Source organism: Lyngbya sp. CCY1209, assembly GCF_035615495.1.
Lineage (GTDB): Bacteria > Cyanobacteriota > Cyanobacteriia > Cyanobacteriales > Microcoleaceae > Limnospira.
This window is the reverse complement of the sequence record NZ_JAJENU010000503.1, coordinates 1-16469: the sequence shown is the minus strand read 5'-3', so window position 1 is coordinate 16469 and position 16469 is coordinate 1. Positions and strand designations below refer to the sequence as shown.

The 16469-nt window shown below is 56.0% G+C and carries 12 protein-coding genes; 7 read left to right on the top strand and 5 right to left on the bottom strand.

What is annotated here, in order from left to right; all coding sequences use genetic code 11:
* Window positions 1-52 precede the first annotated feature (52 nt).
* Window positions 53-457: a hypothetical protein gene (locus LKE08_RS16270; protein ID WP_324705296.1), complete on the bottom strand. Its 405-nt coding sequence runs from the start codon at window positions 455-457 to the stop codon at window positions 53-55.
* Between the two features lie 70 nt (window positions 458-527).
* The gene (gene pheA, locus LKE08_RS16265; RefSeq protein ID WP_324705295.1) at window positions 528-1364 is read right to left on the bottom strand and encodes a prephenate dehydratase; all 837 of its coding nucleotides are present in this window, start codon (window positions 1362-1364) and stop codon (window positions 528-530) included.
* 216 nt (window positions 1365-1580) lie between these two features.
* Between pheA and LKE08_RS16260 the strand changes: the two genes are divergently transcribed.
* Entirely contained in the window at window positions 1581-2162 is a 582-nt protein-coding gene (locus LKE08_RS16260; protein ID WP_324705294.1) for a DUF1997 domain-containing protein, read from the top strand.
* 97 nt (window positions 2163-2259) lie between these two features.
* On the opposite strand, the gene LKE08_RS16255 is transcribed toward LKE08_RS16260, so the two are convergent.
* The 3 genes from LKE08_RS16255 to LKE08_RS16245 all read right to left on the bottom strand — a co-directional run bounded on the left by LKE08_RS16255 (window position 2260) and on the right by LKE08_RS16245 (window position 9267).
* Window positions 2260-2889, bottom strand: a complete 630-nt coding sequence (locus LKE08_RS16255) for a ribonuclease HII (RefSeq protein WP_324705297.1) — start codon at window positions 2887-2889, stop codon at window positions 2260-2262.
* A complete protein-coding gene (locus LKE08_RS16250; RefSeq protein WP_324705293.1) occupies window positions 2889-5054 on the bottom strand; it encodes an Rne/Rng family ribonuclease in 2166 nt (721 codons plus the stop codon). The genes LKE08_RS16255 and LKE08_RS16250 overlap by 1 nt, the downstream gene beginning before the upstream one ends.
* 1606 nt (window positions 5055-6660) lie before the next feature.
* Entirely contained in the window at window positions 6661-9267 is a 2607-nt protein-coding gene (locus LKE08_RS16245; protein ID WP_324705292.1) for a TIGR03960 family B12-binding radical SAM protein, read from the bottom strand.
* Between the two features lie 859 nt (window positions 9268-10126).
* On the opposite strand from LKE08_RS16245, the gene LKE08_RS16240 reads away from it, so the two are divergent.
* From LKE08_RS16240 to LKE08_RS16215, 6 genes are all read left to right on the top strand, one after another.
* Window positions 10127-10321 (top strand): hypothetical protein, encoded by a 195-nt coding sequence (locus LKE08_RS16240; protein ID WP_324705291.1) that lies wholly within the window; start codon window positions 10127-10129, stop codon window positions 10319-10321.
* Between the two features lie 243 nt (window positions 10322-10564).
* On the top strand, window positions 10565-11737 hold the full coding sequence (locus LKE08_RS16235; protein WP_324705290.1) for a pyridoxal phosphate-dependent aminotransferase: 1173 nt from the start codon (window positions 10565-10567) through the stop codon (window positions 11735-11737).
* Window positions 11738-11923: 186 nt separating this feature from the next.
* The gene (locus LKE08_RS16230) at window positions 11924-12499 is read left to right on the top strand and encodes a Uma2 family endonuclease (protein WP_324705289.1); all 576 of its coding nucleotides are present in this window, start codon (window positions 11924-11926) and stop codon (window positions 12497-12499) included.
* A gap of 34 nt (window positions 12500-12533) precedes the next feature.
* The gene (locus tag LKE08_RS16225) at window positions 12534-13109 is read left to right on the top strand and encodes a Uma2 family endonuclease (RefSeq protein ID WP_324705288.1); all 576 of its coding nucleotides are present in this window, start codon (window positions 12534-12536) and stop codon (window positions 13107-13109) included.
* Window positions 13110-13302: 193 nt separating this feature from the next.
* A complete protein-coding gene (locus LKE08_RS16220; protein WP_324705287.1) occupies window positions 13303-14094 on the top strand; it encodes a DUF928 domain-containing protein in 792 nt (263 codons plus the stop codon).
* Between the two features lie 3 nt (window positions 14095-14097).
* Window positions 14098-16338 (top strand): adenylate/guanylate cyclase domain-containing protein, encoded by a 2241-nt coding sequence (locus tag LKE08_RS16215; protein WP_324705286.1) that lies wholly within the window; start codon window positions 14098-14100, stop codon window positions 16336-16338.
* Window positions 16339-16469: the final 131 nt, after the last annotated feature.

Sequence of the window (16469 nt, the reverse complement as noted above, 5' to 3'; positions counted from 1 at the left end):
GCGACTGAAGTCGCCGTTCGTTTTTCATCCACGCTTTAAAAAGACGTGGCTTTCAAACTCTCGTCCTTCTCTCGTAAGTTTCTTCCACCTGGTAGCGAACCCGCGGCGCCACCTGTTCGAGTCGCTCCCCGGACACCTGGGTGGCAATTTCGGCTATTTTTTGCTGTTCCCAATGGTGGTATCGATTCGCCAGGGTCGAGGAGAGAAAAAATCCCCCCGTCAAAATTGCGATAATCAAAATTATATGGGGAAACCGTTGTACCCAAATCCAATAGGATTTCAGTTGGACTCCCATTTTCTGACCCGACCAGGTTAAAAGTGCCAGGGCGATTAAGAGTGCCAAAATGGCGATCGCGAATATCAAACCCAACTTGACCGCATTCGAGCCGAATGCCATCAACTCTTCCGGGTGCGTCAAATCCGGCAAATTCGGAATGCCGCCGAACCTATAATCCATTCCGCCAACTCCGGCTCCATCAAATTTTGATATTGACCCGCTACAGTTTTTTTCCCATTATTTCGGGATATTATCGCTCCAAAATGGTATAACTGCCGAAAATTTTGAGGGTTTCGGTGTGGGTTTTCAATTCCTCCAGAGCCGATCGCACCGACTCGTCATCCGTGTCCGCCTCGATATCGATAAAAAAGAGATAATCCCCCAGCGATCGCTTCGTGGGACGGGATTCGATCCGGCTCAAATTGATGCCGCGCTTGGCGAACACCTGCAACGGCTTCACCAAGGCTCCCGGCACGTTCGCCGGGACGCCGAAGGCCAGGGAGGTGTGATTTCCCCCGTGCAGCGGTTGCAAACTCACCACCCAAAACCGCGTGCAGTTGTCCGGGTAGTCGTTGATGGGGTGGGCCAAAATCGGCAATTCGTACAGTTCGGCGGCCCGCCGGGATGCGATCGCCCCGGCGCTGGGTTCGTGAAGGTGTTGGAGCGCCTCGGTGGTGGAATTGGTCGCGATGGCCTGGGCGTCCGGCAGAAACTTGTCCAGCCAACCCTGACACTGCGCCAACGCCTGGGGGTGGGAATACACCGTCCGAATTTCCGGCAATTTTTGAGCCCGAGACAGAAAGGCGTGGGAAATGGGTAACACGAGGGCCTGCTGAATGCGGATCGCGTCCAACTGCCACAGGGTATCGAGGGTCATTGTCACACTGCCCTCGATGGAATTTTCCACCGGGACCACCCCCAAATTCACGTCCCCCCGCGCCACAGCCTGCAACGTTTGGGTGATGCTCGGGTAGGGGCACAGCAGGGGTTGAGTCCCCGCCGTCCGGGTCAAATGGTCGGCGTAAACCAGAGCTGCCGCCTCGGCGTAGGTTCCCGGCGGTCCCAAGTGGGCGATCGAAGTTGTCATATCGGAAATTGAGTGACGTCGAATTGAGTTCATCTCCGCCCCCTCCCGTTGCAATTCTTTACATGATTCTCAGGAGAGCGGCCAGTATCATGGAACAATTATCCACCCGATTGACCCGTCAGAGGGAATAAAATGCCCGGGGTCGCCCCCGATCGCACGAGAAATGGTTAATTTTTGTTAACCTAGTTTAAGAACTGTTGATTTTTTTCGTTTCTTATGTTATCTCGATTCACGGCGTCTCAATCTGTCGAAATTGTCGTACCCGACCAAAAAATTCCCATCCAGCACTACCTCCGCCAGCCCAGACGCTTGGTGAATGCCCTGGCCGACTCGTCCCGGCTCGAACAGTTGGACGCGGACTGTTTTCGGCTGAAAATGCGCCCCCTGTCGTTCATGAGCCTGACCATTCAGCCCACGGTGGACATGAAAGTATCGGCCCTCGCCAACGGGACGGTGAGATTGCGATCGCTCGAGTGCGAAATTCGCGGGGTCGAATACATCAACCGGCGCTTTTCGCTGAACCTGGCGGGGAGATTAGCCCCCTACACGCTCGACGGCGTGACCCGTCTGAGGGGGAAGGCCGATTTGGAGGTACTGGTGGAAGTCCCGCCCCCGATCGGATTCACCCCCAAACCCATCCTGGAAACCACGGGTAACGGCCTGCTCAAAAGCGTCCTGATGACGATCAAACAGCGGTTGATGCACAACCTCCTCTCCGACTACCGCCGCTGGGCCTCCGAACAGTCCGAGGCGCAAGTCGCCGAACAGACCCAACCCGTCGGCGAACAAACAGTTTAATATGGCGCCGAGCCTGGGGAAAGTGAAAAGTGAAAAGTGAAAAGTGAAAAGTGAAAAGGGATTAATTCCCTACACCCTACACCCTACACCCTACACCCTAGATTCCGAGGGGCAAAGATAGCTGACAGGGGGCAAAGGACATCCGGTGGTGGAAGCTCGGACCGTAGGTTTGCAGGGCTTCCCGGTGCCGTTTCGTGCCGTAGCCTTTATTTCGGGCCAGGTCGTATTGGGGGTAGATGCGATCGAGGCGGACGATGAGGGCATCCCGCCACACTTTCGCCACGATACTCGCCGCGGCGATCGCGGTATGGTAGCCGTCTCCCCCCACGATCGCCTCCTGGGGGATGCGGAGTTCCGGGATGAGCCGGTTGCCGTCCACCAGGCAGCGGTGAGGGGTCGGGTCGAGTTTGAGGACCGACCGCCGCATTGCCAGCAGGGTTCCTTGCAGGATATTCAGGCGGTCGATTTCCCGGGCTCGGGCCCAGCCGATTTTGCAGTCCACCGCCTTCGCCCGGATCAGGCCGGCCAGCCGATCGCGATCGCGGACCCCCAATTTTTTGCTGTCCCGCACCCCTGCGGCGGCCAGTTCCGCCGCCGCCCCATCCGACAGGATGACGGCGGCGGCCACCACCGGGCCGAATAACGCCCCCCGCCCCACCTCGTCCACCCCGGCGACGAAAATCTGGGGATCGGCGGTGGGGGGGAGATTTGACGCCCGAGTGTCCATCACTCCGAAACGGCGGAAGACCGACGGCGACGGCGCCGGACGATAGGAGTCCGCCCTTCGTCCTCCGCGTCTTCCTCCGAGTCGTCCAGATCGGCCTCATCGTCCCCATTCGAGGACAGTTCGGACTCTTCCATTTCCTCCGCGTCTTCCTCATCCTCGAAATCCGGGGAGAGATCCTCGACGGGTTCGGCCTCCGGTTCCGGTTCAGCCTCCGGTGCGGCGATCGCGGCGGCGGAAGTCGCGGCGGCCGGGACGGGGGCGGGGGTCGCTTCTTCTACCGTTTCCTGCTCCTCTTCCAAAATGGTCGAGAGCGGTTTGGGCGTTTCCCCCGGCATACGAACCGTCACGATCGCATTTCTGGCACTCTTCACCGGCTGATTCGACAGCAGCAGCGGCGAAATTCCCATCAGAGCATACACATCCTGCTCGTCTCCGGTCATCTCCACCGCCACCACTTCTTGGGGTTCCGGCACCGGCTTCATCGTTTCCGACTTGGGCGATCGCACCCGTTCGGCCAAACCGGGACGGCTCGGCCCGGTTTCGGAAGTCCCCGCCTCCGATCGCGTCTCGTTGTATCCGCCGCCCGAGTTCACCCGCAGACTTGCCCGGGGAGACTCCTCATCCCGGACCAGCGGTTCCATATCCCCGATCCGGCGACGGCGTCGGCGGCGGATGTTGCTACCACCCCCGATATCCTGATAGCTGGGATGGTTGAGCAATTCCAATTCCGGAAACGTCCCGCCCGACTCCATCTCGGCGGTCGCCCCCTCGCTTTCCTCCCGGTAAGCCGGTTCCGCCGGTTTCGGGATGCGGCTGTCCTGGGGCGGGGCAATGCGGGCGCCCCCGTCGAGGGAGGGAGAAGGCGAAGGCACGACCGTTTTGGGGCCGATCACCACCCGTTCCGGCACCTCTCCCGCCTCCGCTTCCGACTCTCCCGGCAGTTGGACCAGGTGCCCCAACCCGCTACAGGTGGGACAGTTGCGGCCGAAGAGTTCGTAAATATTTTGACCTTGGCGTTTCCGGGTCAACTCCACCAACCCCAACTCCGACAGTTGGGCGATCTGGGGCCGCGCCTTGTCCGCCTTGAGCACCTTATTAAAATGTTCGAGAACCTGCAGTTGGTCGCGGCGGGAGTCCATGTCGATAAAATCGACGATGATCACCCCGGCAATATTCCGTAGCCGCAGTTGACGGGCGATTTCCGTGGCGGCTTCACAGTTCGTCCACAGCACCGTTTCCCGGGAGGTGGCCGATCGCGTAAACGAACCGGAGTTGACGTCGATCACGGTCAACGCTTCCGTCGGTTCGATGATAATGTACCCCCCCGAGGGCAGATCCACCCTCGGCCGCAGGGCCTCCCGGACCGCCGCATTCACCCGGAAATACTCCAAAATCGGGATGCGCTCCCGGTGGTGGTCGATCAAAATCCCCTGGCGGTTGTTCCCGACGCTCCAGTTGATCAGGTGCTGTTTGACCCGCTTCACGCCATCCCCGGAGTCCACGACGATGCGGTTGACTTCGGTGCTGTACATATCCCGCAGCACCCGCTGGATGAAGTCGTTGTCGCGGTTGAGCAGAGCCGGGGGCCGGGTGGAATTGGCCTCCTGCTGGATTTCCTCCCACTGTTTCTGCAGGGTTTCCAGGTCTTCCAAAATGGCGTCTTCCGCCATCCCCTCCGCTTCCGTGCGGACCAACAGGCCCATCCCCGACGGTTTGATCAAAATCGCCAGGGCCCGGAGGCGGTTGCGCTCACTTTCGGAGCGGATGCGGCGGGAGAGGTTCACCCCCCGGCCGTAGGGCATCAACACCAGGTAGCGCCCGGGGAGGGTGATGTTTCCGGTCAGCCGCGGCCCTTTGGTGCCCGTGGGTTCTTTCATGATCTGGACGAGCACTTTTTGCTGCGGCATCAGCAGTTCGGTGATGGAACCGGAAGACCGCTTCAACCGCAGGGGGCCGAGGTCGGAAACATGGATGAATCCGTTCCGTTCCGGGTCGCCGATGTTGACGAAGGCCGCGTCGATCCCCGGAAGGACGTTTTCGACGATTCCCAGATAAATATCGCTGACCTGGTGATTTCCGGTCGCGACAACCAGTTCTTGAATTTGATCTTCTGAAAAAACGGCAGCGATCCGATGCTGCTCGGCAATAATGATTTGCTTTGACATTGAATTTCCTCAAAACTTTGCAACACTTGAGGCAGCTACGCTGCGTGTACCTCTGATGTTGACTAGAATCGATCGTCGGTTTGCTGGCGTCCGGAATTCGGTCTGAATTTTAGAAAACAGGTTGACCGCAACTCGGGACGATCCGGTTTTCCCAGTACGGACGGTTTGCTTTCCCGCTTTTACCACCATCGCCAACTTCTGAATCGGGCGTCCGGAAACCGAGTTTCGGCTCCCATTCCACCCAACTTTGACGTCAGTTTCCTTCGGACAATATCGCCCGCTCTGGCACCGGATTCCAAAATTTCTATTGTTGCCATAATTTTGATGTCCGAGCCGTGGAGGACGGCTTGGGATTTGCCGACTCAATCGGTCAGACCGTATCAACAAGATGACCCGTTCCAACACCGCGTTCAAGTTGTCGTGAAAACCCGAACCGAGAATTTGCGAATTTTGCGATCTCCTGCCGTTGTTTGAATCCGTGTTTTCGATTCTGAATGATTTGACGATCGCTAAAATTCGACTATCCCATCTGCCGATCACCACAAACATTTCCATTGGGAAAGAATTTGATGTCCGGCGAGAAAATGAATCGTGCTGGCACAGACGGCTGTCGAACTGCGGGCGGTCGGCGAATTTCCCCGACCCGGACGATCTGGCGATCGCGTTGATCCGCCGAAAGCCCGTCGCCTCTGGGATTTTTTGCACCAATCCGGTTAGAAATCGAACGGGTGCACGCAGCGGTGGCTCTCACGTCGGTTCAAAGCCTCAACTGCCGGTTCGACTTGCTGAGAACCCGATCGTTTCCCCATCTAAAATCGGGAAAATTCCAAATTTTTCTGGAAGTTGGAGCCGGACAAAAATCAATTCGGAACAAGCCAATTGCATTCCCAGGCACAATTTAAAGTTCCCGAAGTTGGGATTCCAAAATCGACCCGCCACCCTTGACAACCCTTCGAGCCCGGGTTCGATGGGGTTGGAAAGTCCTGCTTCACCGGCTCACGCCTCGACGGCTCGGACAAACCGCTCCGTCTCCGGTCAGAACGCCTCTGCAGGCCATTTGTTTGATGTCCGCAATGGACTCCACTGCAGACATGAGGCGAGAATCAAAATTCTCTCAAGAAAACGCCGATTTCCAGTCAATCCCGCAATTCACCCCGCCCGGGTTTTTGGGTGTTCCGAACCTCGACCTCCGGTCAATGAAAGACCCTCACGAGTTCAGTCACGGGAACTGCTTCACTATCGCCGAGACCCCCAGGGTCAAGCAGGGCATTACGACGATCTGAGTCGGACGGTTATCTTTGCTCTGCAACATTTCCCCGGCCGGGCTTGTCGGTGCCAGTCAAGTGACTGTCGGCAACGCCCGAGCAACTTTAGCTGAGGACGCTCAAGCTCAAGTTGCTTTGATGTTAAATTCTATAATAACATCCCCGCAAAGACAAACTGCGATCGGCAATTTAGGGCGGAGGGGCTCAGGAGGCGGAGGGGCTCCCTGAGCTCAGGGAGCTCAGGAGGCAGAGGGAGAAACCCCTACACCCTACACCCTACACCCGAATTGACTCGGGCCCCATGAATCGATAATTATCAATTATCCATGATCAATTATCCATTATTCCCCCAGCCACAGGTTTTGTCGGTGGATCGAACTCAGTTGCAATTCGCGATCGCCGGCCCGTTCGATCATATCGATCGCCTGTTCCGGCCGCAGTTGCGTCCCGTCGTTGCGGCAGGTCCCCACATAACGCAGCGTCGCCCCGCCTGCGGTGTCCGCCGAAATGACTTCCAACGTCAACAACTGTTCCCGCAGGTTGATCGTGCGAATCTTGCCGGATTTGGTCGTTTTCTCCCAGAGGATTTCGGTTTGCTCCAACACCTGCCGCACCCAGGTTTCCCAGTCCTCGCGGGTCGCCGGACCGCCGTTGACCGCCGCGCCGATGACATACTCGGCCCGGTCCAACACTTGGGACACCGAGGGGGACTTCACGTCCACCGCCTCCACCCGGTAGATGGGCAACTCTTCCGGCAGGCAGGCGGCCAATTTTTGCCGAAAGATGTCGATATCGATCGCCTCGGCCATGTCGAAATCGGCGATTTCCCCGCTGCTGGTGGTTCCCAAGGGCAGGGCGTTGGCGGGGGAAATGCGGGGTTTGGGGTGGTATCCCCCGGTAAAGGAAATGGGCAAATCCGCACGGCGGACGGCGCGATCGAAGGCTTTCATCAAATCCAGGTGTCCCAATAACGCCAGTTCCCCCAGCTTGCCGAACCACACCCGCAGCCGCTGCACCCGGTGGGAGGGGGGGGTGAAGTGGCCGGCAAATTCGGGGATGGGGAGGGGCGCGATCGCGATATTGTGGCCCAGATCCGGCCCGCACACCCCGCAGTGGGAACAGGCATCGAAGGAACAGTCGGGAACCGTCGCGGCTTCCAAAGCCTTCTGCAAGTCCTCTTTGAGCCAATTTTTATCGATGCCGGTGTTGATGTGATCCCAGGGCAGGGGTTGGTCTAGAAGCGCCTGGGTGGCTGCTTCCCCCTCTGCGGGACGGTCCATCACGTTCCATTCCCCGGCTTCCACCTGGCGATATTTCCAACTCAACCCGGACTCCTCGATCGCCTGCGCCCAAGCACCGAAGGCCCGATCCAGACTCTCCCACCAGGCGTCCATGCCGGCGCCCAATTCCCAGGCGCGGCGCACCACCGGCCCCAGACGGCGATCGCCCCGGCCGACAAAATCCTCCATTGCGGAAATTCGGAAATCGGTGAAATTGACTTTCACGCCCTTCATCCGCCGAAATTCGCCCCGCAGCAACTCCTGTTTTCGCTCAAATTCCGTCGTCGAGACGGAGTGCCACTGAAAGGGGGTGTGGGGTTTGGGGGTGAAGTTGGAGATGGTCAAATTCACGTTCAGGCGTTTGCGTCCCGACGCCTGACATTGCCGCTGCAGCCACCGCACGGTTTCCGCGATGCCGATGACGTCTGCGTCGGTTTCCCCCGGCAGTCCGATCATGAAATAGAGTTTCACCTTATCCCAACCTTGCTCGAAGGCGGTTTTCACCCCCCGCAGCAGTTCTTCGTTGGTGAGGCCTTTATTGACCACGTCCCGCATCCGCTGGGTTCCGGCTTCCGGGGCGAAGGTGAGGCTGCTGGTGCGGATGCCGCCGATGATGTTGGCGATATTTTCGTCGAAGCGATCGACCCGCTGGCTGGGGAGGGACAGGGTGATGTTGCTCTCCCGCAGGCGATTTTTGATTTCCATCCCCACCGCCGGCAGGGCCAGGTAGTCGGAACAACTCAGGGACAGCAGGGAAAATTCGTTGTATCCGGTTTCTTTCATTCCCCTTTCGATGGTTTCCACGATCGCCTCCGGTTCCACGTCCCGGGCTGGCCGGGTCAGCATCCCCGGCTGACAGAAGCGGCAGCCCCGGGTGCAGCCCCGCCTGACTTCCACGGTGAGGCGATCGTGGACCGTCTGGACGTAGGGGACGACCCCGATGGAATAGGCTGGCATGGGGGTGGCGACGCGCCGCAGGATGGTTTTGGGGACGTCGGGGCGGTTGGGGTGCACGGACCCGTCCGGGGCCATGTTGTAAAATCGGGGGACGTAGACGCCGGGAATTTGGGCTAAATCTAAGAGCAATTCTTCCCGACTCAATCCGGCGACTTTCCCCTCTTCGAGAATTAACCCGATTTCGGGGAGCAGTTCTTCGCCGTCCCCGAGGGCGATGAAGTCGAAAAAGTCGGCGTAGGGTTCGGGGTTGGAGGTGGCGGTTTGGCCGCCGGCGAAGATCAGGGGCCATTTGTTCTCGGCTGGTTGGCGATCGCGCCAGGTGAGGGGAATTCCCGCCAAATCCAGCATTTCTAAAATATTGGTGGCCCCGAGTTCGTAGCTGAGGCTGAAGCCGAGGATGTCGAATTCGGTCAGGGGGCGGCGGGATTCGACGGCGAACAGGGGGATGCCGGTGGACCGCAGCTTTTCGCTCAGGTCGGGGGCGGGGAGGTAGGCGCGATCGCAGAGCTGTCGGGGCCCGGCGTTGATGATATTGTAAAGAATGAAATGTCCCAAATTGGATGCCCCCACTTCGTAAATTTCGGGGTAGGTGAGCGCCCAGCGGACGCGGGCGGATTCCCAGGGTTTGTGTTGGGCACCCAATTCGTTGCCCAAATAGCGGGCGGGTTGGTTGATGTCGGGCGTGATTAACGTTTCAATTGCGACTGCCACGTTCGATCTTTCCTCCAATAATTCCGTCATGTCGGCTGACTTGACCTGCAAAATCGGCTCAATCTTCTGTTCTCGGTCGTCGGGGATGCTCACGAAATCGCACCGGGAATCTACCGTCCCAGGCTGCATTTGATGGGATACCGCACCCCACCGAGTCTGTCTCTGAATTTAGCACATTTACGGCTCGGGTATATCGGAATGGGGCGATCGCGGTCGGGTTGGGAAGAGAAAATGGAATCGATCGCTCGATTTTTTCGGTCGCGATCGCCCGCCAAAACGGGCCGGAAATTCGGGACTTGATCCGACCCGACCGACGATCATTATGATCGCCTTTTTTGTCGATTTTTTGGGCTTTTTAAAAAGGCTGTGAGAACCGGGGAAGTCGGGGGGTGAAGAGGCCGTGGACGCCCGGAATATTTGAAAATCCCAAAACCTCCCAATCATGGACTCTTAAGCTTTGCCGATTGCCCAAAGCTCACTGCCGATTGTTATTAAATCTCGGGCTTGGGGGGCCAGCCTTGTGCCCCCACAATCCCCGCACCCCCATTCCAGATCTCGCGACCGAAGAGAAGGTTAAATTTTTATTAACTTACCGAGTCGAGTTGTCCTCGGGATGAGATAATTTTATTTGTATAAGAAAATACAGAAAAAATTCTCTTGTAGGCTGGTCAATTGAGGTGGCTCCTCATCCCCCCGCCTCCCATAATGGGGGGACGGGTTGGGTTTGTTCGGTTTGAGATCGGATGCCTCCGATGAGGGCAAAAATGCGATCGAGATCACTTGAAATTTGTATTTGAGATCACCAGTCAGAACTGGCATTCAGTGGAGAATTAACATAAGTTGAGTTCCTTGACTACTCATGGCAGCGACCAATGCGATCCGACAATTGGTATCCAAAGCCCTTTACTTTAGATGCCTCACGCCCGAAATTGAAAACGGAATCAATTCTGAATTGGCTCGGCTGGGTTACATTTCAGATGTGGATTACGAAGCGTTAGAATTGTTGATGGACGAAATGGATGCCGGACGGATTCGACTGATTCCCAGTTCATAACTGGACGGGCAAGTTGATGCGGGCGACAGGTTAACTGTGGCAAAATTGGGTTGGAATTGAATCCAAAACGCGACGATTTATTGACTGCAATTTTTTGAGATATCTTTTCACGAGACTTTTTGATTGGGCGATCTACGAAAATCCCGGAGTTTTTGATTAAGTTCTGAACGCAATTCACTCAACGCTACCTGGTGTTTTGATATAATCTTCAAGCCCACGCCCAATCAAGTTCTGTAACTGAGAATGCAGTTTGCCAAACGTCTGGAAAAAATCCCCCCTTACCTTTTTGCCGAAATTGACCGGAAACGCCTGGAATTGATCGCCAAAGGGGCGGATATTATCAACATCGGGGTCGGCGATCCGGACCAACCGACGCCCGATCGCATCCTGCAGGCGATGCACGAGGCGATCGCCGATCCGTCCAACCACAATTACCCGCCCTACCGGGGACTGCCGGAATTTCGGCAAGCCGCGATCGCCTGGATGGAAGGGCGGTTCGGCGTTTCGGGGTTGAATCCGGACACCGAGGTGGTTTCGTCCATCGGTTCCAAGGAAGCCATCCACAACACGGCTTTGGCATTTGTCGAACCCGGGGATATCGTTTTGATTTCCGATCCGGGCTATCCGGTGTATCGCACGTCCACGCTATTTGCCGGGGGCGAACCCTATCCGATTCCGTTGAGGGCAGAAAATGGATTTTTGCCGGATTGGGAACGGATTCCGGAACCAGTGGCTCGGCGGGCGAAGCTGCTGTGGGTGAACTACCCCAACAATCCGACGGGCGCGATCGCCAGTTTAGAAGATTTTACCAAAATGGTCGAATTTTGTCGAGCCTTCGACATTTTGCTCTGTCACGACAACGCCTATTCGGAGGTGTCCTACGACGGCTATCGGGCGCCGAGCGTGTTGCAGGTTCCGGGGGCGAAAGATATCGCGATCGAGTTCCACAGCCTGTCCAAATCCTACAATATGACGGGGTGGCGGATCGGATTTGTGGCGGGAAATGAAATGGGCATTCGCGGGTTATCTCAGGTGAAAACAAACGTGGATTCCGGGGTATTTAAAGCCATTCAGCGGGCGGCGATCGCGGCTTTTTCGATGCCGGAATCAGAGCGGCGGGCGGCGAATGAAGTCTATCAAAAGCGGCGGGATCTGGTGGTTTCTGGGCTGCGATCGCTGGGCTGGACGATTGAACCGCCGAAGGCGACACTGTACGTTTGGGTTCCCGTCCCGCCCCCCTACACTTCCCAAGAATTTGCGACGTTGCTGCTGGACAAATGCGGTGTCGTCGTCCCCCCGGGAAACGGCTACGGCGCGGCGGGAGAGGGTTTTTTTAGAATTGCGTTGACAACGGAAGACGACCGGATTCGACAGGCGATCGCGCGGCTCGAAACCGCCGGAATTCGCTATAATTAGTTCAAATAGTGCAATGTGAAATAATTCGGTCAAACTTGACGAACTCTAAGCCCCCAGAATTGGGGGTTTGGGGGCGAGAAGTGACTCAATCTCTAAGCCCCCAGAATTGGGGGTTTGGGGGCGAGAAGTTGCTCAATTATTTCGGATGCCATACCTGCCCGGATAGTTCGCAGAGAGGATGATTCGATGGCCGTAACGCTGAATTTACCCAAAACATGGAAAATCAGTCCGGATCAGTTTGAAGAATTGGCGCAAATCAATCAAGATTTGAGGTTGGAATTGACGGCTGAGGGGGAATTGATTATCATGCCACCGACGGGGGGAGAAACGGGTTATCAAAATTTTGAATTGAACGGGCAAATTTGGTGGTGGAATCGCCAAAATTATTTGGGGAAAGCCTTCGATTCTTCCACCGGATTTCGCTTGCCAAATGGGGCGACTCGCTCCCCGGATGTCAGTTGGATTACGATCGCAAGATGGAACGAACTGCCCCCGAAAACCCGCAAAAAATTGTTGCCCCTCTGCCCCGATTTTGCCGTCGAATTGGTTTCGGAAACGGATACAATTCAGGAGACTAGAGAGAAAATGCGGGAGTATTTAGAGAACGGGTTGCGTCTGGGTTGGTTGATCGATCCGAAAAGCCGGACAGTGGAGATTTATCGTCCCACACGAGACGTTGAAGTTTTAAATTCTCCTACCCATTTATCCGGGGAAGATGTGTTGCCGGATTTGGTCGTAAGTTTGGCAGAAATTTGGGATTAAATTAAACCCAATAGTTCGCAGAGAGGATGATTCGATGGCCGTAACGCTGAATTTACCCAAAACATGGAAACTTAGTCCAGACCAGTTTGAAGAATTGGCGGACATCAATCAAGATTTGAGGTTAGAATTGACGGCTGAGGGGGAATTGATTATCATGCCGCCGACGGGGGGAGAAACGGGTTCCAGAAACTTTGAACTTTATATCGAGTTGGGGATTTGGAACCGTCAAAATCGGTTGGGAAAAGGGTTCGATTCTTCCACCGGATTTCGCTTGCCCAACGGGGCGACTCGCTCCCCGGATGTCAGTTGGATTACAATGGAAAGATGGAATGAATTGCCCCCGAAAACCCGCAAAAAATTGTTACCCCTCTGTCCCGATTTTGCCGTTGAATTAGTTTCGGAAACGGATGCAATTCAGGACACCCGAGAGAAAATGCGGGAGTATTTGGAGAACGGGTTGCGTCTGGGTTGGTTGCTCGATCCGAAAACCCGGACGGTGGAGATTTATCGTCCCACACGAGACGTTGAAGTTTTAAATTCTCCTACCCATTTATCCGGGGAAAATGTGCTGCCCGGTTTTGTCGTCAGTTTGGCAGAAATTTGGGATTGAATTTTGTCAGTCCACTTTCCCGTTGGAAACCCGGAATCTCGGGAACGCGATCGCGATCGCATCAGTCAACGTCCATAGGGTGCGGTTCCCGGAACTTACGGTAGAAGATTAAACTAGGTGTTATGAGTTGAGTTGGCAAAGATCGGATCGAGCTCAGTCGATCGACTCGACCCATTATGGAGGTATCCCGTTGATGAAGGTCAAATTTTTATGTTGGCTGGGCGTTCTCAGTGCGATCGCGGCCCCCCTCGCCACGGTCGCGGCACCCCCGCCATTGTCCCGTCCGTCCGTTCCGGCGATGGAATTGGCGCTGGAATTTCCCCCTGGCCCGAATCGTGGCAGTCCCGAATCGACGGCCGGCGGCGGCACCCGGGGAGAGTCGGACGATTTCCGGACGGCCAAAACGACTTGCAGCGAGAGTGCATCTCGCCTCACGGCCCTGTTACCGGTCGGATATGATGCCTTAAAGACCGCCTCCCCCAATCCGACATTTTTCCTGTACGTCCCGAAAACCGAGGCAAAAACGGCGGAATTTACGGTGGTTGACAGCCGAGGAGGCGATGTCTATGTGGACACCTTCGCCATTCCCGGTGACGGCGGCATCGTGCGAATCGAACTTCCCGAAACCGTCTCCCTGGAGGTGGGCCAAACCTACATCTGGCAGTTTTCCATGCTGTGCGACCCCAATCAGCGGGCCTCGGACGAGTCGGTGCAGGGGGCCATCGAACGGGTGGAACTCGACTCCGAACGCCAAACCCAAATTGAAGCGGAAACCGATCCCCTCGAAAGGGCCCAGTTGTACGCCGAAAAGCAGATCTGGCCCGAAACGGTGGCGATCGCGTTAGAACTGCGGGAAACCAATCCGGAAGTGTGGGAACAACTGATGGAATCTGTGGAGTTGACAGACATCGCCTCCGAACCGATGGCTCCCTGCTGTGGAACTGAAACTCGGGAAACCGTGAGTTCGGAAGATAACGAATCCTAACTGATGTGGACGGTTTTCAAACAACGACTGTGGAATTGGCGGGGCGTGGTCATCACCACGCCTTCGATCGCGATCGCGGTGATTTTATTGCGGCTGACGGGGATTTTGCAACCCCTGGAGTGGTCGGTTTACAACCAATATATGCGCTGGCGTCCGCCTCAGCCTCGGGATGACCGGATCGCGATCGTGGGCATCGACGAAGAAGACCTCAAATTTATCCAACAGGGTTACGTCCCGGACGGCGTTTATTTCGAGTTGCTGCGACGGCTGATCGCCATGAAACCCCGGGCGATCGGATTGGATATTTATCGCGATTTGCCCTTTGAGCCCGGACACGCCCAACTGGTGAGAATTTTTGAAAATACCGACAATTTGATCGGCATCGAAAAGGCGATCGGGGACGAATCCTTCGAGAAGGTCGCGCCGCCCCCCGTCCTGAAAGAAAAAGGGCAGGTGGGCGCCAACGATCTGATCGTCGATCCGGACAATACCCTGCGGCGGGCACTGCTGTATTTTCAGGGGGATAACGGAGAAGAAACCGTCTACAGTTTTGCCGTCCATCTCGCCTTCAAATATCTGGCGGAGGAACCGGATTTTCAGGTTGAAGTTGTGGAGGGGACGGACAATTGGTGGAAATTTGGACAGGTGATTTTTACCCCCTTTGAAGAGAATGATGGGGGTTACATCCGGGCCGACGATCGCGGCTATCAAGTGCTGCTCAACTATCGGGGGCCGAGGGAACATTTCGAGATCGTTTCCATGCGAGATATTTTTGAAGAGCGGGTGTCTTCCGACTGGGGGCGCGATCGCATTATCCTCATCGGTTCGGTGGGGGAAAGCATGAAAGATCTCTTTTCTACCCCCTACACCCTCTCGCCCAAACAGCGGATGACGGGTGTCGAAATTCACGCCAATATTGTCAGCCAAATTATCGCCGCCGCCCTCGACGACCGCCCCCTCATCAAAACCGCGCCGGAAGCGATCGAATGGCTGTGGATTTTCCTGTGGTCTGGTATCGGTGCCGCCCTCACCTGGAGACTCCGGGATGCCACAAAAGTCCGAAAATTTCTATTCAAACGATTGATGATTTCCCTCCTCGCCGGCGGTATTTTGATGGGATTTACCTTCGCCGCTTTCGTGGGCGGATGGTGGCTGCCCGTCGTCCCACCCGCCCTCGCGCTGACGGGTTCGGTGGTCGCCATTACCGCCTACGTCGCCCGCACTGCTTCGGACATTCGCAGGACGTTCGGCCGCTACCTCAGCAATGAAATTGTCGCTACCCTCCTCGAACACCCGGAGGGCTTGAAAATGGGCGGGGAACGGCGCAGAATCACGATTTTGACCTCGGATTTGCGGGGTTTTACGGCTCTTTCTGAGCGCCTCCCCCCTGAAGAAGTGGTGCAGGTTCTTAACTTTTATTTGTCCTATATGGCGGATGTGATTACCAGCTATCAAGGCACGATTGACGAGTTCATGGGGGACGGGATTTTGGTCTTATTTGGAGCCCCCACTTTGCGGGAAGATGATGCGGAACGGGCGATCGCCTGTGCGGTGGCGATGCAGTTGGCGATGGTGAAAGTCAACGAACAGATGCAAGCCTGGGAATTGTCGCCGCTGGAAATGGGCATCGGCATTAATACCGGGGAAGTGGTCGTCGGCAATTTGGGTTCGGAAAAACGCACGAAATACGGCGTCGTCGGCAGTCAAGTGAATCTCACTTACCGGATCGAATCCTATACGACGGGGGGACAAATTATCATTTCGGAAGAAACGTTACAAGATGCGGGGGAGAATCTGATCGAAATCGAGAGTAAAAAGTTGGTGCAGCCCAAGGGTGTGAAACATCCGATCGCCATCTACGAAGTCGCCGGCATCGGCGGAAAGTACAATTTATTTATGCCCAAAGAGGCGGAGATTTTTTATCCGCTATCCCAGCCGATTTCTTTGCAATACACGGTTTTAGAAGGGAAGCACGTCGGGGAAAACCTATTTTCCGGGCGGCTGTTGAAACTCTCCGATCGCGGCGCGTTAATCGGGGCAGAGGAGGGGACGGATTCCCAGCCTATCGTGTTGACGAATATCAAAATTAATCTCAAGTCTTCGGATTCTGAAATTGGCGAAGATATTTATGCAAAAGTTTTGGAAAAAAAGGCGGATCAGGGAAAGTTTTACATCCGGTTTACGTCCCGTCCGCCGGCTGTGGAGGCGAAGTTGAATGAGGTTTATGGTATGATTAAGGGTTGAAAATCCCCCCCAGCCCCCATCCCCCCCAGCCCCCCTTTGTAAGGGGGGAGAATGAAGAATCCCCCCCGGCCCCCCTTTGAAAGGGGGGAGAATAAAGAATCCCCCCCGGCCCCCCTTTGAAAGGGGGGAGA

Coding starts and splice junctions, on each gene's coding strand:
- LKE08_RS16225 (WP_324705288.1), top strand. CDS start 12,534: ATGGCCGTAACGCTGAATTTACCCAAAACATGGAAACTTAGTCCAGAC.
- LKE08_RS16260 (WP_324705294.1), top strand. CDS start 1,581: ATGTTATCTCGATTCACGGCGTCTCAATCTGTCGAAATTGTCGTACCC.
- LKE08_RS16230 (WP_324705289.1), top strand. CDS start 11,924: ATGGCCGTAACGCTGAATTTACCCAAAACATGGAAAATCAGTCCGGAT.
- LKE08_RS16215 (WP_324705286.1), top strand. CDS start 14,098: ATGTGGACGGTTTTCAAACAACGACTGTGGAATTGGCGGGGCGTGGTC.
- LKE08_RS16250 (WP_324705293.1), bottom strand. CDS start 5,054: ATGTCAAAGCAAATCATTATTGCCGAGCAGCATCGGATCGCTGCCGTT.
- LKE08_RS16240 (WP_324705291.1), top strand. CDS start 10,127: ATGGCAGCGACCAATGCGATCCGACAATTGGTATCCAAAGCCCTTTAC.
- LKE08_RS16235 (WP_324705290.1), top strand. CDS start 10,565: ATGCAGTTTGCCAAACGTCTGGAAAAAATCCCCCCTTACCTTTTTGCC.
- LKE08_RS16220 (WP_324705287.1), top strand. CDS start 13,303: ATGAAGGTCAAATTTTTATGTTGGCTGGGCGTTCTCAGTGCGATCGCG.
- pheA (WP_324705295.1), bottom strand. CDS start 1,364: ATGACAACTTCGATCGCCCACTTGGGACCGCCGGGAACCTACGCCGAG.
- LKE08_RS16255 (WP_324705297.1), bottom strand. CDS start 2,889: ATGGACACTCGGGCGTCAAATCTCCCCCCCACCGCCGATCCCCAGATT.
- LKE08_RS16270 (WP_324705296.1), bottom strand. CDS start 457: ATGGATTATAGGTTCGGCGGCATTCCGAATTTGCCGGATTTGACGCAC.